Genomic DNA, 20569 nt, shown 5'->3' with positions numbered 1-20569 from the left:
ACAACATCAAGTGAAAGAATCAATTAGTCTTCGATCGTGATGCCCATGCTGCGGGCAGTGCCTTCGACCATCTGCATCGCTGCTTCAACAGAAGCCGCGTTGAGGTCAGGCATTTTCGTTTCCGCGATTTCGCGGACCTTATCACGCTTGACGACGGCGACCTTGTTTTTGTTCGGTTCGCCGGACGCCTTGTCGATGCCGGCCGCTTTCTTCAGAAGAACGGCTGCCGGCGGAGTTTTTGTAATGAATGTGAACGAACGGTCCTCAAACACCGTGATCTCAACAGGAATGATGAGGCCTGCCTGATCCGATGTCCGGGCGTTGAATTCCTTACAGAACCCCATGATATTGACACCTGCCTGACCGAGCGCCGGTCCGACCGGTGGCGCCGGGTTTGCTTTGCCGGCAGGGATTTGAAGTTTTACAAGCTTAATCACTTTTTTAGCCACGAGACACACCTCCTTAAGTCCGTGATGTGGTAATAGGGTTGCCCCTCCCACTCAATATGTGTCTGCCGGCACGTTGCCGGTAGAATACGGTTAATCCGCACAAGCTGATTTTCAGCCTGACCTTTGAAATGATACCATTATCGGCGCCTGCTTGCAAGTGCCAACCGGTCAAATTTTCCGGATTTGTACGAAATCGAGTTCCATCTTCGTTTCGCGGCCGAACATTTCCACGGCCACCTTGACTTTGCCTTTGGCGGCGTCGACTTCTTCGATGCGCCCCTGGAAGTTGGCGAACGGCCCTTCCAGCACTTCGACGAGGTCGCCTTCCGACACGTCGATTTCAACCTTGCCTTCCTTCATGCCCATCTGGCGGAGGATGAAATCCACTTCCTCGGGCATGAGCGGTGTCGGTTTCGCACCGCCGCCCGAAGAGCCGATAAATCCGGTGACGCCCGGCGTGTTGCGGACAACATACCAGGAGTCGTCCGTCATGATCATTTCGACGAGCACATAGCCCGGGAATGTCTTGCGCATGACGGCGCGCTTCTTGCCGTCTTTGTAGTCGATCTCTTCTTCTTCCGGCACGACGACACGGAAGATTTTATCGGTCATCCCCATCGTGTCCACGCGCTTTTCGAGGTTGGCCCTTACCTTGTTCTCGTATCCCGAGTAAGTGTGCACCACGTACCAATTTTTCTCCATCGATTCGGACTGGCCGTCCGTCCCTCCCTTTCCGGTCAAAATGAAAAAGCCCGTTCGGACAATCAGACGGGCTATTCTTCAAAAATATATTCACATCAGGCTTTCAGGAACCAGCGGAACACCGTCGAGATGCCAAGATCGACCAGTGCAAAGAAGACTGCCATGAAAATGACCGTCGACAGGACGACGACCGTATAGCGCGTCAGTTCCTTGCGCTTCGGCCAGCTGACCTTCCGCATTTCCGAAACGACGCCGTTGAAAAACTCGCGAATCTTGCCCATTGTATCGCCAAACCTCCGGAATGAAAAATAATAAGGATTGTATGATTGCACTGGGAGTTGGATGGCCAGTGGCACCCGTGTCCCGCTTTGTTTATTCCCTTGCGCTAAAAAGCATCTGTGAAGGCCGTCCGTCAAAAAGACATTCCGGCCGCCGATTGCAGATCGGTCCGTCTTCAGCCTATCACCTGCAGGGGGATGCTGTCAATGCGGCCGGGCACGATCAGCGCCCGATTCCCGCGGCGAGATGCTGCTCGAGTTTCCGCTTGATGCGCTGCAGGGCATTGTCGATCGACTTCACCTGACGGCCGAGCGCGGCGGAAATTTCCTGGTAGCTCCGGCCTTCCAGATAAAGCGCCAGCACCTGCCGCTCGAGCGGGCTCAGCACGGTGTTCATCTCTTCTTCAAGCCGGTCGAATTCCTCCCGGTGGAGCAGCAGATCCGCCGGGTCGTCCAATTCCGGTCCCGTCAGCATGTCCAGCAGGGTGCGCTCCGACTCATCATCATAGATCGGCTTGTCCAGCGACACCGACGAATTGAGCGGGATATGCTTCTGGCGCGTCGCCGTCTTGATCGCCGTGATGATCTGGCGCGTGATGCAGAGCTCGGCAAATGCCCGGAACGAGCTGAGCTTGTCCCCCCTGAAATCACGGATCGCCTTGTACAGCCCGATCATGCCTTCCTGGATGATGTCTTCCCGGTCCGCACCGACCAAGAAATAAGAACGCGCTTTCATCCTGACAAAGTACTGATACTTCCGGATCAGAAAGTCCAGGGCGTCACTGCGCCCGGAATGCGCCATTTCCACGAGCTGTTCATCACTGAATCCCCCAAACCCGTCCACATGAGCCTCATCCCGGCTGTTTGCCAACATTCAGATCACCCCGGTCCCCACACGTAGTGTCTCCCAGTATACAGGAAGGAAAATTTTAGCGTCAACCATTCATTTCAGTCCGCGCCGCCATTTTTCAAAAATTTCAGCCACGTCATCAGAGAGCGGAATCTTGGAAAACGGCCGTTTTTCCTGCAGTTTCCTCACTTTTTCGGCAATTCCCCGGCGGATGCCATTCATTTCAATTTGAAGTTCGCGGGCGGATTTCCGGAGTGCGCCCTGGGCAAAGATGACGCGCTGTTCGGTATGGTCGGATGTGGCCACATGGACCTGCACCCGCCGGCTTCCGAGTTCTGAGGCAAGCCGCTCGATCCGTTCGTCGGCGGTCTCATTTTCCTTTGTGAAGATGATTTCAACGTCGTGCCGGCGCGACGTGGTCGCAATGCCCGGGACGAACTGGGCATCAAATACGATAATGACCCGCCAGCCGGTGTACGCCCGGTACTCCGCCATCCTCTCGATGAGCAGGTCCCGTGCGTCTTCCAGCTGTCCGTCCCGGAGCGCCTTCAACTCAGGCCACGCCCCGATGATGTTGTAGCCGTCGACGAGCAGGACGTCCATCATCCTTGCCCTTCTGCGGGTTTCCTTTTCCGGAAGACTTCGTACATGAGCAGCGCGGCGGCCACAGAGGCGTTGAGCGAATTGACGTGGCCGACCATCGGCAGCTTGTAGAGGAAATCGCATTTTTCGACAAGAAGCCGCGACATTCCCCTTCCTTCGCTGCCGATGATGACTGCGAGCGGCAGGCCGGCATCCATGTTCCGGTAGTCTGCGGTCCCTTTTGCATCCGTCCCGGCAATCCAGACGCCGCGCCCCTTCAGTTCATCGACCGTTTGCGCAAGGTTCCCGACCCGCACGACGGGCACATGCTCGATCGCGCCGGTCGATGCCTTTGCAACGACGCCAGTGAGCCCGACGGACCGGCGCTTCGGAATGATGACGCCGTGGGCACCCGAAGCGTCCGCCGTCCTCAGGATCGAGCCGAGGTTATGCGGATCCTCCAGCTCGTCCAGGATGAGGAAGAACGGATCTTCCCCGGCTTCTTCTGCACGGCTGAACAAGTCGTCGAGCCCCGCGTAGTCATAGGCGGCTACACTTGCCGCCACGCCCTGATGGGTGAGCTCGGTCAGCTGGTCGAGCTTCTTCTTCGGCACCTGCTGGACGATGACGCCGGCTTCCTTTGCCATGCGGCGGATGTCGGCGGAACCGGATTTCTGCATCCCTTCGGCGATCCAGATTTTATTGAGCTGGCGTCCGGAGCGGAGCGCCTCGAGCACGGGATTGCGTCCCGCGATGATTTCTTCTTCCCTGTTCGTCATCATCCGTCCTCCCTTTCCGTTTCGGCGTGATCGAGCGCCCGGCGGATCACTTCGCCGAGCCGCTCGCCGCGGCCGAGCAGATAAAGCCACCCGATGAGGGCTTCAAACGCGGAACTGTAGTTGTACGTCTGGACATCGGTGTTTTTCGGCGAGTGCCCGGATTTTGCGTTCCGTCCGCGGCGGACGACCGCGAGCTCCCCCTCGGACAGGAAGCCGTCCGCCTCCATCGAGCGGATCGCGGAGGCCTGGGCGACGGCGGACACGTACCGCGTGGCGAGCTTGTGGAGCGTGTTCGGCTTGACCCGGCCCGAGCGGATGAGGTGCTCCCTCACCGCCTGTTCGTAGACGGCGTCGCCCATATAGGCGAGCGTCAGGGCGTTGAGCTGCCGGATGTCGGATTCCGTGATTTCGGCCATCTGCTCAGCTCCTCTTCCAGCGGACGCCCTGCCGCGTGTCTTCGAGTACGATTCCCCGGGCGAGCAGTTCATCGCGGATTTCATCGGCGCGCGCGAAGTCGCGGTTTTTCCGGGCCTGCTGGCGTTCTTCGATCAGTGACTCGATTTCTTCGGACGGCAGTTCCTCTGTCTGGGCGCCTTCCAGCTTGAGTCCGAGAACGCCGGACAGTTCGGCCATCAGGCTGCGGAATGCCTCGAGCACTTCGCGTTCGGTGTTCTTTTCGTTCAGGTACGTATTGGAAAGGCGCGCGAGGTCGAACAGGACCGAGATCGCGTTGGCCGTGTTGAAGTCGTCGTCCATTGCCGCTTCGAACGCGTTGCGCTCTTCGCTGATCTTGTGCAGCCAGATGTCTTTCTGGTCACCGTTGTCGGCGGACGCCTCAAGCCGGTGCGAGACGTTCCGGTAGGCGGTGCGCAGCCGCTCAAGCCCGTTTTCAGCGCTTTCGATCAGCTCTTGGGAGAAGTTGATCGGGTTGCGGTAATGGACCGACAGCATGAAGAAACGCAGCACTTCCGGGTCGATCTTCTGGCGGATGTCATGGACGAGCACGAAATTTCCGAGTGATTTCGACATTTTTTCATTGTCGATGTTGATGTAACCGTTGTGCATCCAGTAGTTGGCGAACGTTTTGTCGTTGTGCGCCTCGCTCTGGGCGATTTCGTTTTCGTGGTGAGGGAAGGTGAGGTCCTGCCCCCCGGCGTGGATGTCGATCGTATCTCCGAGCACCTCCCGCGCCATGACCGAGCACTCGATGTGCCAGCCCGGGCGGCCCTTGCCCCACGGACTGTCCCATGAAATTTCCCCGGGCTTCGCCGACTTCCAGAGCGTGAAGTCAAGCGCATCTTCCTTTTTCTCGCCCGGATGGATGCGGGCGCCGACCTTCAGTTCATCGATCGACTGGTGGGACAGCTTCCCGTAGCCGTCGAACTTGCGCGTCCGGTAGTAGACATCGCCCCCCGACTCATAAGCGTATCCTTTCTCGATGAGGACCCCGATGAATTCAATGATGTCATCGATATGTTCCGTCACGCGCGGATGCTCATCGGCATGCCGGCAGCCGAGCGCCTCAATGTCGGCGAAGTACGCCCCGATGAACCGCTCCGTGAGCTCGCCGACTTCTTCGCCAAGCTCGTTCGCCGTTTTGATGATTTTGTCGTCGACATCGGTGAAATTCGACACGTAGTCGACTTTGTACCCTTTATATTCCAGATAGTTGCGGACAGTGTCATAGACGATGACCGGACGTGCGTTCCCGATGTGGATGTAGTTGTAGACGGTCGGGCCGCACACGTACATCTTCACTTTCCCTTCCTCGATCGGGACGAACGGCTCCTTCTTCCTTGTGAGCGTATTGTAAATTTGGATGGCCATCATTTTTCCTCCTTGATCCGTTCCATTGTCAGTTCCTGAGTCATTTCGCGGAGCTGCGCCACTTCTTCCTGGAGCGCGGCGATTTTCCTCTCCAGCATGTCGCATTTATCCGATACGGGATCCGGCAGATTGTCATGATCCAACTTTTTCGGCACCTTGACGCCGTTCTGGATGACGATCGTCCCCGGAATCCCGACGACCGTCGAGTTCGGCGGCACGTCTTTGAGGACGACCGATCCGGCGCCGACTTTGGCGTTGTCGCCGAGCGTGATCGAACCGAGCACCTTCGCGCCCGAGGCGACAAGGACGTTGTTGCCGAGCGTCGGATGCCGCTTGCCTTTTTCCTTCCCGGTCCCGCCGAGTGTCACGCCCTGATAAAGCGTCACGTCATCGCCGATGATGCATGTTTCTCCGATGACGACACCCGATCCATGATCGATGAACAGGCGCCGGCCGATCTGCGCGCCCGGGTGGATCTCGATTCCCGTCAGGAACCGGGTGAACTGCGAGACCGCCCGGGCCATGAACCGGAGCCCGCGGCCGTGCAGCCAGTGTCCAACCCGGTATCCCCACACTGCGTGGAGACCCGCGTAAGTCAGCACAATCTCAAACGCACTGCGGGCTGCCGGGTCTTGGTCGAACACGACATGAATATCTTCTTTCATCCGTTTGAACATCGTTGTAATCCCTCCAGGTTTTTGAGCAAGGGCGAGGGGCGGCTGTGAGGGCGGGTGCTTCCGGCAACCAGGTTTTCTGGAAATCAAAAAGGCGTCCCTGTCTTCATGACAGAGACGCCTTGGATGCGCGGTTCCACTCTGGTTTGGGAAGGCGCCGCACGGATGCCCGCACGGCGGCCTTCCCCCCTCGGTGCCCGTAACGGGGGCATTCCGGCCGGCCTACTGGATTTCGGCCCGGCGCTCCGAGGTGCATTTCCGCGCGCAGCGGCCCGGGCCGCTTTCAGCCGGCGGCGGCCCTCTCTGTCGAGCATGCGCAACGTACTTCTCCTCTTCGTCGCTTTCGGTATCTTGCTGTTATCTAACTATTTTACAGAGGGCGGACGGAAAGTCAATCGTTCTGTCCCGGCGGATCAGCCCGCGAAGGCAGAAACGCGCTTGAGCACTTTCTCGCGTCCGAGGAGCGAGATCGACTCCTGCAGTTCCGGTCCGTGCGTCTGTCCGGTCGTGACGACGCGGATCGGCATGAACAGGTTTTTGCCTTTGTGGCCCGTTTCTTTCTGGACGGCCTTGATCGCCGACTTGATCGATGCCGGATCGAACGATTCCAGCGACTCCAGCTGTGCCTTGAATGCGGTCATCACTTCCGGCACCTGCCCGCCCGCCAAAACTGCCTTTGCCTCTTCATCGTATTCAATGTCATCCCGGAAGAACTGGGCGGACAATTCGACAATTTCCGCACCGAAGCTCATCTGCTCCTGATATAGCGCAATGAGCCGCTCCGCCCACTCTCGCTGCTCTGTGGACAGCTCATCCGGCAGAAGGCCGGCCTTCTGGAGGTGCGGGAGGGAAAGCGCCACGACTTCTTCAAGCGGCAGTTCCTTCACGTACTGGTTGTTCATCCAGGTCAGCTTCTGTTTGTCGAACAGCGCAGGCGACTTCGACAGACGGTCCGCATCGAACATTTCGATGAACTGCTCTTGCGAGAAGATCTCGTCCTCTCCCTTCGGCGACCAGCCGAGAAGCGCGATGAAGTTGAACAGCGCGTCCGGCAGATAACCGAGCTCTTCATACTGTTCAATGAACTGGATGATCGACTCGTCACGCTTCGACAGCTTTTTGCGGCTTTCGTTGACGATGAGCGTCATATGGCCGAATGTCGGCATCTCCCATCCGAACGCCTCATAGATCATCATCTGCTTCGGTGTGTTCGAGATGTGGTCGTCGCCGCGCAGCACATGCGTGATCTTCATGTAGTGGTCGTCGACCGCCACTGCGAAGTTGTAGGTCGGCACGCCGTCTTTTTTCACGATCACCCAGTCGCCGAAGTCATCGGACTCAAACGACACATCGTCCTTCACCATGTCGGCGAACTTGTACGTGCGGCCTTCCGGCACGGCGAACCGGATGCTCGGCTGGCGGCCTTCCGCCTCGAGCTTCGCGCGGTCCTCATCCGTCAGATGGCGGCACTTCCCGCTGTAGCGCGGCATTTCCCCGCGCGCCTGCTGCGCCTCGCGCTCCGCCTCCAGTTCTTCCTCGGTGCAGTAGCATTTGTAGGCGAGGCCTTTTTCGAGCAGCCCGTCATACAGTTCCTTGTAAAGGTCATTGCGCTCGGACTGCCGGTACGGGCCGTATTCCCCGCCGACATCGATGCTTTCATCCCAGTCGATGCCGAGCCACTTCAGGTAATGAAGCTGAGACTCCTCGCCGCCTTCGATGTTGCGTTTGGCGTCGGTGTCCTCGATGCGGATGATGAACTTGCCGCCGTTGTGGCGGGCAAAAAGATAGTTGAAAAGCGCCGTCCGGGCGTTTCCGATGTGGAGATGCCCCGTCGGACTCGGCGCATACCGTACACGGACTTCCTGTGTCATGGATGGTTCCTCCTGTTCGAACGTGCAATAGTTTTATGCTCCGTCCATTTTAACATAGCCCGCACGGTTTGGGGGCGTGCGGAAGGATTGGCGGGAGCAGAATTGAATGATGGCCGGCCGAAAAGAAAACCGGCCCACCCGAAGGATGGACCGGCGAAGCTTCATTCATTCTTTTTCCAGCAAGATGACCGCCATGGCGGCAATGCCTTCTTCACGGCCGACAAAGCCGAGTTTCTCGGTGGTGGTCGCCTTGACGTTCACCCGGTCTTCTTCCGCGTGGAGCAGTTCCGCAATGCGGGCGCGGATGGCCGGGATGTGGGGTGCCATTTTCGGCCGCTGCGCCATGATGGTGCAGTCGACATTGCCGAGCCGGTAGCCCTTGGCCTCGATGTCGGCCCAGACGCGTTCGAGAAGGACGGCGGAATCGGCATCCTTGAACGCGGCGTCGGTGTCCGGGAAGTGGTGCCCGATGTCCCAGCCGCCGACCGCGCCAAGTGCCGCGTCGGTGACGGTGTGAAGCAGCACGTCCGCGTCGGAGTGCCCGATGAGGCCCCGCTCGTGCGGGATGGTGACTCCCCCGATGATGAGCGGCCGGTCCTCCGCAAATTCGTGTACGTCAAATCCTTGTCCGATCCTGATCAATTCTGTTCCTCCTCCAGCCGTTTCAGCAGCACTTCGCCGATTGCAAGGTCTTCTTTTGTAGTCATCTTCACATTATCATACGTGCTCTCGACGATCCTCACCGGATGGCCGAGCCGCTCGACGAGCATGGACTCGTCCGTCCCGAGGAACCCGTCCGCCGCCGCCTGTTCCTCCGCCCGGGACAGCAGAGACGCCCGGAAGGCCTGCGGCGTCTGGACAAGCCAGAGCGACTCGCGGTCCGGGGTGGATTCGACGATTCCTCCGTGCACCTGTTTCACCGTATCTTTGGCGCGCACGGCCGCAATCGCCGCGCCATGGCGCCCGGCAGAAACGGCGAGTTCGCCGATCACCCGGCGGGATATGAACGGGCGGGCCGCATCATGGACCATGACGACCGAGCCGCCGTCGCCCCCGCCCTCAATGAAGGCCCGGACGCATGCACGCACGCTGTCCTGACGCTCTTCTCCGCCGTCCGGCATGGCAGCCGCTTTTTGGATCCCCGCCTCCACCAGCATTTTTCGGATCCGCTCCCGCTCATCGGGACGGACGGCCAGGATAATCCCGCGGCAGGCCGGATCTTCTTCAAACACGCGCAGCGTCCTGATGAGGATCGGTTCGCCGCCGAGCGGGAGGAACAGCTTGTTTTCTCCTGCCCCCATCCGCCGGCCGCTTCCCGCCGCCGGCAGCATGACTGTATATTCCACTTTTGCAACACTCCATCAAGGCAGAAGGCGCAGGCATCACCGCCCGGCCTTCCGTCAGTTTTTCAGCCGAAGTTCCGGCTTGGCGAAGATCATCCGGCCGGCAGAAGTCTGCAGGACGCTCGTCACGGTGACGATGATCTGCTTGCCGATCTGGCTTTTGCCGTTCTCGATGACAATCATCGTGCCGTCGTCGAGATAGGCGACGCCCTGGTTCATTTCCTTGCCTTCTTTGATGACGGTGACACGCATCTCCTCGCCCGGGATGACGACCGGCTTGACGGCATTGGCAAGGTCGTTGATGTTGAGCACCCGGACATGGTGCAGTTCGCAAACCTTGTTCAGGTTGAAGTCGTTCGTCACGACGACCCCGCCGTTTTTCTTGGCGAGGCGGACGAGTTTCATGTCCACCTCCGGCACATCGTCGAAATCTTCGTCCGTGATGACCGTGCCGGATGCGCGCTCTTCCTGGATGCGGCGCAGGACGTCAAGCCCGCGGCGCCCCTTTGTCCGCTTCAGCGAATCGGACGAATCGGCGATGTGCTGAAGCTCGGTGAGGACAAACTGCGGGATGATGAGTTCCCCTTCGAGGAAGCCGGTCGCCGAAATGTCCGCAATCCGGCCGTCGATGATGACACTCGTGTCGAGGATTTTCTGGGTGGCCGTTTCCGGCAGGGCGGATTCGTCCGCTTTTTTCCGGTCGCCACCGGACCGGGAGAACATCTGCAGCAGCTCTTCCCGTTTCTGGAACCCGACCTGGAAACCGAGATAGCCGAGCAGGATCGTCAGGATGACCGTCAGTACATCCGTGACACCGGGAAGCCGGATTGCCCCGACCGCAAAGCTGAGCAGGAACGCGACGAGCAGCCCGATGACCAGGCCGATGGTGCCGAATAAAAGATCGATGACCGGCGCCTTGAGCAACCGTTCCTCCATCCACTTGATGAAGTTCACGGTCGGCTCGGCGAGAAGCAGGCTCAGCAGATAAAACAGGATGGCGCCGATGAGCGCCGATGTGTATCCGTTGGCAATCCAAGGCTGTGTAATGGAAAAGAAATCGAATAAAGACGGAAGGAATAAGACGCCAAGCGTGCTCCCGATCAGGATGTATGCAATTTTTACGGTAATATTGAGCATTTCAAATTCACCTCCTCTTCCTAAATTATACACGTTCGGGCGATGAACTTCCTTTCCCGGAGCGTAAGGGCCCGAAACCCCCGGCGCATACAGGATTAGGACGTTTCCGCTCTCTTGAAAGTTTCGCAATCATTCACCAAAACCCTTTATCCCGGCGGAAATAAAAAAAGACGGAACCGCTGCGCGTGGCAACGGAACCGCCTTCTTCCAATTGTATGCAGCCGGCCAGCCGCTTGTTCCGGCTCCCCGCGTCATTTGAACGCTTCGTTGAGCGCTTCGGCGACTGTATTGACGCCGACGACGGTGATGCCTTCGGGATAATCCCAGCCGCCCAGGTTGGACGCCGGGACGATCGCCCGCTTGAAGCCGAGCTTCTTCGCCTCGATGACGCGCTGCTCGATCCGGGACACCCGGCGGACCTCGCCCGTCAGGCCGACTTCGCCGATGAACACATCATACGGGCTCACCGCTTTGTCGCGGTAACTGGAGACGATGCTCGTCAGGACGGCGAGGTCGATTGCCGGTTCGTCAAGCTTCGCACCGCCCGCAACCTTGATGTAGGCGTCGGACGTCTGCAGCAGCATGTTCATCCGCTTCTCGAGCACCGCCATGAGAAGTGAAATCCGGTTCTGGTCAAGGCCGGTCGCCATCCGTTTCGGATAATTGAAGCTGGACTGGGTGACAAGCGCCTGGATTTCGACGAGGATCGGGCGCGTGCCTTCCATCGAGCAGACGACGGTCGAGCCGGCAGCCCCCTGCGAGCGCTCCTGCAGGAACAGTTCCGACGGATTGAGCACTTCCTTGAGGCCCGCTTGGATCATTTCAAAGATCGCCATCTCGTTCGTCGAGCCGAACCGGTTCTTGACGCTGCGCAGGATCCGGTACGTGTGATGGCGCTCGCCCTCAAAGTACAGCACCGTATCAACCATGTGCTCGAGCAGCCGCGGCCCGGCGATCTGGCCTTCCTTCGTGACGTGGCCGACGAGGAAAATCGCCGTGCCCGTCGTCTTGGCGATCCGCATGAGCTCCGCGGTGCACTCGCGCACCTGGCTCACGCTCCCCGGTGCGGATGTGATGTCGGGATGATGCACCGTCTGGATCGAGTCGACGATGACGAATTCGGGCTTCAGATCCCCGATCGACTGCTTGATGTGCTCCATGTCCGTTTCGGAATAAATATAAAGCTCGGGAGACGTGACGCCGATCCGCTCCGCGCGCAGCTTTGTCTGGCGGACGGATTCCTCACCGGACACATACAGGACCCGGCGGCCCTTTTCCGCCAGCAGCGAGGATACCTGCAGCAGGAGCGTCGACTTCCCGATCCCCGGGTCGCCGCCGATGAGGACGAGCGAGCCGGGTACGACTCCGCCGCCGAGCACCCGGTTGAGCTCGTCGAACGCCGTCTCGACGCGCGGCTCTTCCTGTGTCTCGACCGAGGTGATCGGGGAAGCCTTGGCGGCAGCCCCCGACTCGGTGCGGAAAGCGCCTCTTGTGTTTTTCGAGACGATTTCGACTTCCTCATCCATTGTGTTCCATTCGCCGCAGCCCGGGCACCGGCCCATCCACTTCGGCGATTCGTAACCGCAATCCCGGCACATGAACTTCGTTTTCTTCTTTGCCATTTGGACCTCCAGGCACGGAAAAGACATCCCGCCGCAGTGAAGCGGACGGGATGCCCTGACCATTCTTTTTATACTCTTATTCTATCACTCTTTGGCATTTCCTGCAGTTGCGGGCTCTTCGGTCCGGACAGTATACCCGCCGTCCGCATCCACATCGAACACGACCTTGTGACCCGCGAGCACTTCGCCTTTGAGGAGCTCTTCGGACAGCCGGTCTTCCACGTTTTTCTGCAGCGCGCGGCGGAGCGGACGGGCACCGTACTCCGGATCGTATCCTTCGTCGGCGATCTTTTCCTTCGCGGCTTCCGTGATCACGAGCTCAATGTCCTGTTCAGACAGCCGCTTCGTGAGCTGGTCGGCCATGAGGTTGACAATGTGGCCGAGCTCGTCTTTCGACAGCGAGTGGAACACGATCATTTCGTCGACACGGTTGAGGAATTCAGGGCGGAACGCCTTTTTCAGTTCGGAAAGCATCGTATCCTTCATGTCTTTGTGCGCCTGCTTGCCGTCCTGGATGTTGAAGCCGACGTATTTGTTCTGCTTCAGCGTTTCGGCGCCGACGTTGGACGTCATGATGAGCACCGTGTTGCGGAAGTCGACCGTGCGGCCTTTCGAGTCGGTGAGGCGGCCGTCTTCCAGCACCTGCAGAAGGATATTGAAGACATCCGGGTGCGCCTTCTCGATCTCATCAAGCAGGATGACCGAGTATGGCTTGCGGCGGACTTTCTCCGTCAGCTGGCCGCCCTCTTCAAATCCGACGTAGCCTGGAGGCGACCCGACAAGCCGGGAAGTCGAGTGTTTTTCCATGTACTCCGACATGTCGATCCGGATCATGGAATCCTCGTCGCCGAACATCACTTCCGCAAGCGCGCGGGCGAGTTCCGTTTTCCCGACGCCCGTAGGTCCGAGGAAGATGAATGAGCCGATCGGGCGCTTCGGATCCTTCAGGCCGGCACGCGCACGGCGGATGGCTCGGGACACCGCATCGACCGCCTCGTCCTGGCCGATGACCCGCTTGTGCAGTTCCTCTTCCATGTTGAGGAGCTTCGCCGTTTCGGTTTCGGCAATTTTCGAAACCGGGACGCCGGTCCACATGGAGACGACCTGCGCGACGTCATCGACGGTCACTTCGGATTCTTTCTTGCCCTGTTTTTCTTTCCATTCTTCTTTTGTCTTTTCAAGCTCTTCTTTCAGCTTCTGTTCCTTGTCCCGGAACGAAGCCGCTTTTTCGAATTCCTGGCTCTGGACGGCCGCGTTCTTCTCGGAGCGGATGCTGTCGAGCTTCGCTTCCAGTTCCTTGAGGTCAGGCGGCGTCGTGAACGAGCGCAGGCGCACTTTCGATCCCGCTTCGTCGATCAGGTCGATCGCCTTGTCCGGAAGGAAGCGGTCGGAAATGTAGCGATCAGAGAGCTTGGCGGCCGCTTCGACCGCTTCGTCCGTGATTTTCACGCGGTGATGCGCCTCGTAGCGGTCCCGCAGGCCGTACATGATCTTGATCGTGTCCTCGACGTTCGGCTCGTCAACCTGGATCGGCTGGAACCGGCGCTCGAGGGCAGCGTCCTTCTCGATGTATTTGCGGTACTCGTCAAGCGTCGTGGCCCCGATGCACTGGAGCTCTCCGCGTGCGAGCGCCGGCTTGAGGATATTGGACGCATCGATGGCACCCTCTGCGCCGCCTGCACCGATGAGTGTGTGGAGCTCGTCGATGAACAGGATGATGTTGCCGGCCTGGCGGATCTCTTCCATCACTTTTTTCAGCCGGTCTTCAAATTCGCCGCGGTATTTCGTGCCGGCGACGACCGTGCCCATGTCGAGTGTCATGACCCGCTTGTCACGGAGCGTTTCCGGAACTTCGTTGTTGACGATCTGCTGGGCGAGGCCTTCTGCAATCGCCGTTTTACCGACGCCCGGCTCCCCGATGAGGACCGGGTTGTTTTTCGTCCGGCGGGACAGGACTTCGATGACCCGCGTGATTTCCTTTGACCGGCCGATGACCGGGTCAAGCGTTCCTTCGCGGGCGATTTCCGTCAGGTCGCGCGCCAGGCCGTCGAGCGTCGGCGTGCTGGCGGACGGGTTGCCGCCTCCCGCACCCGGCTGCCCCTGGCCGTTTTCATTGCTGCCGAGCAGCTGGAGCACTTGCTGGCGGGCCTTGTTCAGGCTGACGCCGGCGTTGGCGAGGACGCGTGCCGCGACTCCTTCCCCTTCACGGATGAGCGCAAGGAGGATATGTTCCGTGCCGACGTAGGAATGGCCGAGCTTTCTCGACTCGTCCAGGGAAAGTTCAATGACTTTCTTTGCGCGCGGCGTGTAGTGGATGATCGGGCCGACTTCCTTCGTTCCGGTGCCGACTAGCTTTTCGACACCCTCCTCGATCGTTTCAAAATTCACTCCGATCGCCTCGAGCGCCTTGGCGGCGATGCCGCCGCCCTCGCGGATGAGGCCGAGCAGGATATGTTCAGTCCCGATGGCATCGTGGCGCATCCGGATCGCTTCTTCCTGGGCAAGCTGGAGCACTTTTTGCGAGCGTTGCGTAAAGCGGTTGAACATCATGCAAATCCCTCTCTTCTTGTGTAATCGATCTTTAGGCAGTTTCATGCCGACATTCAGATTCTATAAGTCAACGTTCCCCTTTTCGGCGGCGGATAAAACCGCCGGAGAGCGCAAAATTGATTTTGACTATCTTTGACTATTATATCGCGGAAGGGGCCGCCTTTCAAAATATATGCTCCGGCAGCCCCGTCATTGATTTATTCTTCCGGCGAGTCTTTTTCGCCGCGCTCCATGGCGATCCGCTCGCGCATGAGTTTGGCGCGGAACACGTCGCGCTCTCCGGGCTGCAGGCTCTCCCCGGCAAACTGCTGGAGAAATGCCGGCTGCATGAAGATCATGAGTTCGTTGAGAACGGAGACGTCGACGCCCTCGATGATGCCGAGGTCGATGCCGAGGCGGACGTCCGACAGCCGGGTCGCCGCCTCATCGGTTGCGAGCACGCGCGCATTGCACAGGATGCCGTATGAGCGCCAGATCCGGTCCTCCAGCTTCACGGCCGACCGCTCCCGGAGTGCCCGGCGCGCACGCTCTTCCTGCTCAATGAGCCGTTCGGTCAGGTCGCGGAGATCCTTCAGGATGTCGCGTTCGGACTTGCCGAGCGTAATCTGGTTCGATACCTGGTAGACGTTGCCGAGTGCATCGGAGCCTTCCCCGTAACTTCCCCGGACGACCATGCCGAGCCTGGCGACCGCCTGGGCGATCCTGGCCATGTTGTTCGTCATCGACAGGGCCGGCAGATGAAGCATGACCGAAGCCCGCAGGCCCGTGCCCGTGTTCGTCGGACAGCTCGTGATATAGCCGAAGTCCCCGTCGAACGCATACGGGAGTTTCGCCTCCAGCCGGTCGTCGATTTCATCCGCCCGCTCAAACGCCTCCATCAGATGGAGGCCCGGGTAGATCACCTGGATGCGGATATGGTCTTCTTCGTTGACCATGATGCTGACCGATTCGTCATCTGACAGAATGACCGTCCCCGGACGTTCCGGGTCGGCGAGCTGAGGGCTGATAAGGTGCTTTTCGACGAGCACCTGCCGCTGCAGCGCCGGCATGCTCTCCATGCGGATGCAGGAGAACGGTTCCCCTTCGCCCGTCAGGACGGCTGCCGCCTGGCGCTCCACTCCCTCGGCCTCTTCCCGGCTGAAGTCGATCGGGAATCGGTGCCCCGCAAGGTTGCGCGCCAGCCGGATGCGCGTCGACAGCACAATGTCGGAATGCTCGCCGCGGCTTCCCATCCAGGGGGTCACGGCATTCTGCAAAAATTTCTCAATCGACGTCACCGGAATCGCCTCCTTCCGCGAGACTCCGCTCCAGGCCCCGAATCTCATCACGGATCCTGGCAGCTTCCTCGAATTCCTCGGAGCCGATCGCCTCTTGCATGAGCCCCCTCAGTTCTCCGATCTTCCGCTCTGCAGACACCCGGCCGCTGAAGCTTTCCGGCACTTTTCCGGTGTGCTCCGCGTGCCCGTTCTGAACTTTCCGGAACACTTGGGGCAGCTCTTTCCGGAATGCGTCGTAACAGTCCGGGCAGCCGAATTTTCCCCGTTCAAGGAACCGGCGGAACGTCAGTCCGCACGTCGGGCATTCCGGCCCTTCCTCCACGCTCTGCGGACGGCCCGCCTGTTGCGGGATCCCCCCGCCGATCCAATTGGCCAGAAACTGCTGTATGCCGAACGGATCGCTTCCGAAGTCGCCCTGGAACGGATGGAAATGGGACGCACAGACGTCGCACAGATGCCGCTCCTGCGTCTTGCCGTTTTTGCTTTGCGTCACAACGACCGATGCCGGCCGTTCATGGCAGTGGTCACAGATCAAAACAAACACCTCTTTCCGGATGTAGGCGGCGGTTTCAGCCGTTCCGGCCGTCGCCTTCCGCCTCGCCGCCCGTTTCTTTCCGGCCGGCCGCGTCTCTGTTGCCTGCTTCTTCATATTTCAGGGTCATCAGCATGGCCTGGATGATGCGTGAACGCAGCAGATCACGCTCGGGCAGCTGGGAGATGAGCGTCATCCGGTCCACTGCGGCGAGCATCATCTTCGCCTCCCGCTTTGAAATCACTTTTTCATCAATGAGCCGGCGGATCACATCTTCCGCCATCGACTGGGTGGACCCTTTCTTGATCGTTCCGATGATCTGGTCAATCAGATCAATCCGGCTGTGCGGACGGATTCTCACGATGCGGATATAGCCGCCGCCCCCCCGCTTGCTTTCGACCATATAGCCTCGTTCGGTCGTAAACCGGGTGTTGATGACGTAGTTGATCTGCGAAGGGACACACTGGAATTTCTCCGCCACTTCGCTCCGCTTGATCTCCGCCATGCCGTCCTGTTCAGTTTCGATGATGGCTTTCAAATATCCTTCAATAATGTCCGAAATGTTGCGCAACGGAATCACCTCTTTTCTTCCATGCCTCATCCGGCCGCTGACTTTGACTATCTTTGACTTAATTATACAATGCGTTCCAGACGGTTGCAACGGATTTGCCGCGGCCCTGTTTTCATAAGAAAGGACTTTTTCAGTTGGAACAGGTTTGCCCCTGCTGGCCGGCGGGTAAAGAAGAAGTTGTGGACGGGGTCTCTGCCCCAGTATCCGCGACGAGGATTTTTTCTCATCTGTTTTTTCCTCTTGGAATGACCCCTCAAACAAAAACCCCCGGATGAATTTCAAAACACCGGAGGAGATTTGAATTTGACTGCAGTTTTGAACTGGTATGACAAGCTGAATGAGTACTTTCCCGTTGAAGAAATGAAGTCACGGACCCACATGGAAACATTGCTCGCGGAAAAGGAAGGCATCTACGGCAAGGATGAAGGGCCGGATCATGTTCTCATGTATGCCGAATTCGATGATTTTCTGTTCGTTGACTATCTTTACGTTTCGTCCGAGTCCCGCGGGCAAGGACTCGGCGGCAAGTTGATCCGGAAGCTGAAAGCGAAAGGCAAGCCGGTGATCTTGGAAGTCGAGCCGGTCGATTATGTCGACACAGACACGTCCAAGCGGCTGAAATTTTACGCGCGCGAGGGCTTCTGCCATGCGAGGCGGATCGGGTACAGCCGCCGTTCCCTTGCCACCGGCGAGAAAAATGATCTCGAAATCCTCTACTGGTCGCCCGACGGCGCCGGAGAGGAAGCCGTCGAGCAGGCGATCTTCAACGGCATGCGCCGGACATACGAAGAAATCCATACGTACAAGGATGCCGACTTTTACGGAGTTTCATACGAACCGGCCGATGCCGTCTTTGACTTCCACCGGAAGCAGGAACAAAAAGAAGACCTTCTCGAGCCGTTCGCCGTCTGACGCATCAGACGCCCCCGTCATGACGGACGGGGGCGTCTTTTTTTAGGCGCGCGGAGCGGACACGGCTGCCGGACATACGGTAGCTGTTTCCCGACATTCGGGCGCCGTATCCCGACACTCAGCCAGCTTTACCGGACATTCTCATTCGGCGGCGGCGGGCCTGCCATTTAAAACAGCCTCCGGCGGCGGAGGCTGTTTTTCACTTTCCGAGCGACAGGTTGTCGAGTTCTTTCACCGGCAGGAACAGCTCGCCGGTTTCGAGGTAAGTCACGCTCAGCCGGTCGCCTTCTTCGATATAGACGGCGAGCGGGACGGATTCGGTAGAAGCGAGGAAGCTGCGGCCGTCGTCGCCGAGCACCGAGACGAGGGTGAAGTCGCCGGCGCGTTCTTTGTAGACGCGCTTGACGGTCATTTCCGCCTTCGCCTCCTCGGCTCCGGATGCGCCGTCGACGGAGGAGCCCCCTCTTTGAAGCGCCGTCTTGTACAGCTTCAGCGCTTCATTCGGCGAGTTGGCATACACGGAGATTTCCGGGTTGGCCGCCGAGACGATGAAGTAGTTCTGCAGGAAGCCGTTCGAGTCGAGCACCGGCGTCAGCCAGCTGGCCTCGCCGTAGAAGTTGTACAGCACCGGCATCTCGCCCGACCACTTCTTCTCGATGAATTTCTTTTCGATGATCTGCAGCGCACCGGCCGAGTCCATATACGACTCTTCAAGATCACCTGTGTAGTAAATTGCCTCGCCGGTCCGGCCGTCGGTGAGCGAGTAGCCGAGCATTGAGTCCACTTCCTCTTTCGGGCTCGTGAAGTCGGTGAAGTAATACATATGACCGGTTTCATCGAACACCGGGCTGACGTTCGCTTCCACGCCCTCGTCGGACGGCAGCTTCACGTCTTTCTTGCCGAATTTCGAGTTCCAGAAACCGTGGACGTAATTTCCGTAATAGCTGTTCGCCAGGCTGACGGCTTCCGGCGAGACGGCCCCGTCGATGTAATCCGGGATGTCCTTGAGTGCATACCGCTTCGTCTTGCCGGTTTGCGGATCGGTGACGACGACACCTTTCACGTCAAAGCCGTTCCGGGCGGAGATGAAGTTTCCGTAAGACCGGATGTAATGCGGCTTTCCGTCGTCATCGACCTCCAGCTGCACATCCCCGTAATAAATCATGCCCGGCTCCGCGTTGCGCATATGCCGCTCCACGTTTTTATGGAAATAGGACGACGGCGTGTAGGCCATCTCGGTCTTCACAAACTTCGGATTGTCGGCCGAGTCGGTTGCGCTCATTGTGAAGTAGCCCGGCACCGTTCCGGCGTTCATCCATTTGAAGAAGCCCGCAAACTCCACCGGCGCGATGTAGACGAATTCTCCGTTCACCGTCTGGATCTGCAGCTTTCCGAGCTCATAGTAACTGGTGTTCGGCACCTGTCCGAACGCTTTCTTCATCTTGTTCCGCGCGAATTTCGGCGGCACGCTCGCCGGCGTCTTCGTCTCGTCGAAAGCCGCAATCTCGACGGCTTCGTCCATTTCGACGGCTTTGTATTTCCGGTCCGCGTTAAACAGCGGCGCAGTCAGCACATAGGCGGCGAACACGAGCGCCGCAAGCGACAGCACGGTCCGCCCTTTCCGCTCGCTCCCAGCCGACATGGCCGCCCCCGCCAGCGAGGCAACGAGCACCGCCGGCCAGAGCGACGTCCAGTTCCGGTCGATGTTACCGGCATAGTAGACGACGAACACGATCACGACTGCGGCAACCGCCGTCCCGACCAGGAGCGGCGACGTCCGCACGTTCACCAAAGCCGTCTTGCCGTCTTCCTTTACCTTCCGGCTCATCCGGAACGGAACGGCAAGCAAAGCGAGGACGATCCCGGCGATCAATGAAAATAAAATCAAGTTCAGCATGGGGCTGACCCTTCTTTCCGTTTTGGATTCTCTCTTCATCTACGGACGGAGCGGCACCGGCGTTTCAGAATCTGAAGTATTTCTTTTTGCAGGGCACAAAAAATTAGGCGGGCGTATTCCGAACAGAGGCAGTCCTGTTTTTCTTGTTGCAAGGATTACAAGGGTTCAGCGGAGAATCTTTTCAAGCACAGAACAGGAGGTAATTCCATGACTTTTTACAGTTACTTGGCGACGGACCGGCCGCTGCCAGCGGGCAATCTCGGGGAGAATGTCCGGATCGTAAAGTTTTCGGAACTGCCGCCGACCGATGATCCGGCTGACTGGCGGAATCTGCTGGATAAAAAATCGCTGGCTGATTTGGCGGATGAGGACGTGCGGGTGTATGACACGGAGTTGGACGCGGTGTTTGTATCATTGACGCCGGTGGACGGAGAGCCGGCCGATCGGCTGCCGGTGTCCAAGCCGTTCGTCCTCCAGGTTGACGGAATATTCGAAGGGAATCCGGAATCCGTGCAAAAATGCACGGATGAACTGCTTGCATTCCTGCGCGGGGAGTTGGTTCCGGGGGAGGAAGCAGAGCTGTACACCTGCCTTTCCGGCGAGGAGGGGCTGCCGAGGAACGAACAGCTGGACCGCGATGTCCGTCTGGAAGGTTCCGATGTCCGGGTTCCGCTCTGGTTCCGAGACCGCCAGCTCGTGATGCTGAAGCGATGAGT

21 protein-coding genes are annotated in these 20569 nt (G+C 58.8%); 2 read left to right on the top strand and 19 right to left on the bottom strand.

All coding sequences use genetic code 11. From position 1 onward, the window contains the following. Positions 1-23 precede the first annotated feature (23 nt). The 18 genes from rplK to ACFFIY_RS12570 all read right to left on the bottom strand — a co-directional run bounded on the left by rplK (position 24) and on the right by ACFFIY_RS12570 (position 17044). Positions 24-449, bottom strand: a complete 426-nt coding sequence (rplK, locus tag ACFFIY_RS12655) for a 50S ribosomal protein L11 (protein WP_052455630.1) — start codon at positions 447-449, stop codon at positions 24-26. Between the two features lie 168 nt (positions 450-617). Continuing rightward, a complete protein-coding gene (gene nusG, locus ACFFIY_RS12650; RefSeq protein ID WP_354194399.1) occupies positions 618-1151 on the bottom strand; it encodes a transcription termination/antitermination protein NusG in 534 nt (177 codons plus the stop codon). Positions 1152-1246: 95 nt separating this feature from the next. After that, positions 1247-1432 carry a preprotein translocase subunit SecE gene (secE, locus tag ACFFIY_RS12645; RefSeq protein WP_354194397.1) on the bottom strand — a complete coding sequence of 62 codons (186 nt, stop codon included), beginning with the start codon at positions 1430-1432 and terminating at the stop codon, positions 1247-1249. A 220-nt stretch (positions 1433-1652) separates the two neighbouring features. Further along, a complete protein-coding gene (sigH, locus tag ACFFIY_RS12640; protein ID WP_354194395.1) occupies positions 1653-2303 on the bottom strand; it encodes an RNA polymerase sporulation sigma factor SigH in 651 nt (216 codons plus the stop codon). 69 nt (positions 2304-2372) lie between these two features. Continuing rightward, positions 2373-2882 (bottom strand): NYN domain-containing protein, encoded by a 510-nt coding sequence (locus tag ACFFIY_RS12635; RefSeq protein WP_354194829.1) that lies wholly within the window; start codon positions 2880-2882, stop codon positions 2373-2375. Next, entirely contained in the window at positions 2882-3640 is a 759-nt protein-coding gene (rlmB, locus tag ACFFIY_RS12630) for a 23S rRNA (guanosine(2251)-2'-O)-methyltransferase RlmB (RefSeq protein WP_354194393.1), read from the bottom strand. The genes ACFFIY_RS12635 and rlmB overlap by 1 nt, the downstream gene beginning before the upstream one ends. Further along, the gene (locus ACFFIY_RS12625; protein ID WP_354194391.1) at positions 3640-4056 is read right to left on the bottom strand and encodes a Mini-ribonuclease 3; all 417 of its coding nucleotides are present in this window, start codon (positions 4054-4056) and stop codon (positions 3640-3642) included. The genes rlmB and ACFFIY_RS12625 overlap by 1 nt, the downstream gene beginning before the upstream one ends. 4 nt (positions 4057-4060) lie before the next feature. After that, positions 4061-5467 (bottom strand): cysteine--tRNA ligase, encoded by a 1407-nt coding sequence (cysS, locus tag ACFFIY_RS12620; RefSeq protein WP_354194389.1) that lies wholly within the window; start codon positions 5465-5467, stop codon positions 4061-4063. After that, on the bottom strand, positions 5467-6144 hold the full coding sequence (gene cysE / locus ACFFIY_RS12615; protein ID WP_354194387.1) for a serine O-acetyltransferase: 678 nt from the start codon (positions 6142-6144) through the stop codon (positions 5467-5469). The genes cysS and cysE overlap by 1 nt, the downstream gene beginning before the upstream one ends. Before the next feature lie 410 nt (positions 6145-6554). After that, a complete protein-coding gene (gene gltX / locus ACFFIY_RS12610) occupies positions 6555-8012 on the bottom strand; it encodes a glutamate--tRNA ligase (RefSeq protein WP_354194385.1) in 1458 nt (485 codons plus the stop codon). Positions 8013-8177: 165 nt separating this feature from the next. Continuing rightward, the gene (ispF, locus tag ACFFIY_RS12605) at positions 8178-8654 is read right to left on the bottom strand and encodes a 2-C-methyl-D-erythritol 2,4-cyclodiphosphate synthase (protein ID WP_354194383.1); all 477 of its coding nucleotides are present in this window, start codon (positions 8652-8654) and stop codon (positions 8178-8180) included. After that, positions 8651-9358, bottom strand: a complete 708-nt coding sequence (gene ispD / locus ACFFIY_RS12600; protein WP_354194381.1) for a 2-C-methyl-D-erythritol 4-phosphate cytidylyltransferase — start codon at positions 9356-9358, stop codon at positions 8651-8653. The genes ispF and ispD overlap by 4 nt, the downstream gene beginning before the upstream one ends. Positions 9359-9412: 54 nt before the next feature. Beyond that, positions 9413-10492: a PIN/TRAM domain-containing protein gene (locus ACFFIY_RS12595; protein ID WP_354194379.1), complete on the bottom strand. Its 1080-nt coding sequence runs from the start codon at positions 10490-10492 to the stop codon at positions 9413-9415. Between the two features lie 251 nt (positions 10493-10743). Continuing rightward, on the bottom strand, positions 10744-12114 hold the full coding sequence (radA, locus tag ACFFIY_RS12590; protein WP_354194377.1) for a DNA repair protein RadA: 1371 nt from the start codon (positions 12112-12114) through the stop codon (positions 10744-10746). A gap of 84 nt (positions 12115-12198) precedes the next feature. Next, positions 12199-14664 carry an ATP-dependent protease ATP-binding subunit ClpC gene (gene clpC / locus ACFFIY_RS12585; protein ID WP_354194376.1) on the bottom strand — a complete coding sequence of 822 codons (2466 nt, stop codon included), beginning with the start codon at positions 14662-14664 and terminating at the stop codon, positions 12199-12201. Positions 14665-14861: 197 nt separating this feature from the next. Then, the gene (mcsB, locus tag ACFFIY_RS12580) at positions 14862-15941 is read right to left on the bottom strand and encodes a protein-arginine kinase McsB (protein WP_354194374.1); all 1080 of its coding nucleotides are present in this window, start codon (positions 15939-15941) and stop codon (positions 14862-14864) included. Then, positions 15928-16590: a UvrB/UvrC motif-containing protein gene (locus tag ACFFIY_RS12575; protein ID WP_354194372.1), complete on the bottom strand. Its 663-nt coding sequence runs from the start codon at positions 16588-16590 to the stop codon at positions 15928-15930. Before ACFFIY_RS12575 ends, mcsB begins: the two co-directional genes overlap by 14 nt. Continuing rightward, entirely contained in the window at positions 16511-17044 is a 534-nt protein-coding gene (locus ACFFIY_RS12570) for a CtsR family transcriptional regulator (RefSeq protein WP_354194370.1), read from the bottom strand. Before ACFFIY_RS12570 ends, ACFFIY_RS12575 begins: the two co-directional genes overlap by 80 nt. Before the next feature lie 315 nt (positions 17045-17359). Between ACFFIY_RS12570 and ACFFIY_RS12565 the strand changes: the two genes are divergently transcribed. Continuing rightward, a complete protein-coding gene (locus ACFFIY_RS12565; protein WP_354194827.1) occupies positions 17360-17956 on the top strand; it encodes a GNAT family N-acetyltransferase in 597 nt (198 codons plus the stop codon). A gap of 199 nt (positions 17957-18155) precedes the next feature. On the opposite strand, the gene ACFFIY_RS12560 is transcribed toward ACFFIY_RS12565, so the two are convergent. Further along, positions 18156-19853, bottom strand: a complete 1698-nt coding sequence (locus ACFFIY_RS12560; RefSeq protein ID WP_354194368.1) for a hypothetical protein — start codon at positions 19851-19853, stop codon at positions 18156-18158. Positions 19854-20060: 207 nt separating this feature from the next. On the opposite strand from ACFFIY_RS12560, the gene ACFFIY_RS12555 reads away from it, so the two are divergent. After that, positions 20061-20567, top strand: a complete 507-nt coding sequence (locus ACFFIY_RS12555) for a hypothetical protein (protein WP_354194366.1) — start codon at positions 20061-20063, stop codon at positions 20565-20567. The last annotated feature ends 2 nt before the right edge of the window (positions 20568-20569 follow it).

It is taken from the genome of Bhargavaea ullalensis (assembly GCF_042432615.1).
Taxonomy (GTDB): domain Bacteria; phylum Bacillota; class Bacilli; order Bacillales_A; family Planococcaceae; genus Bhargavaea; species Bhargavaea ullalensis.
This window is presented reverse-complemented; position numbering and strand designations above follow the sequence as displayed.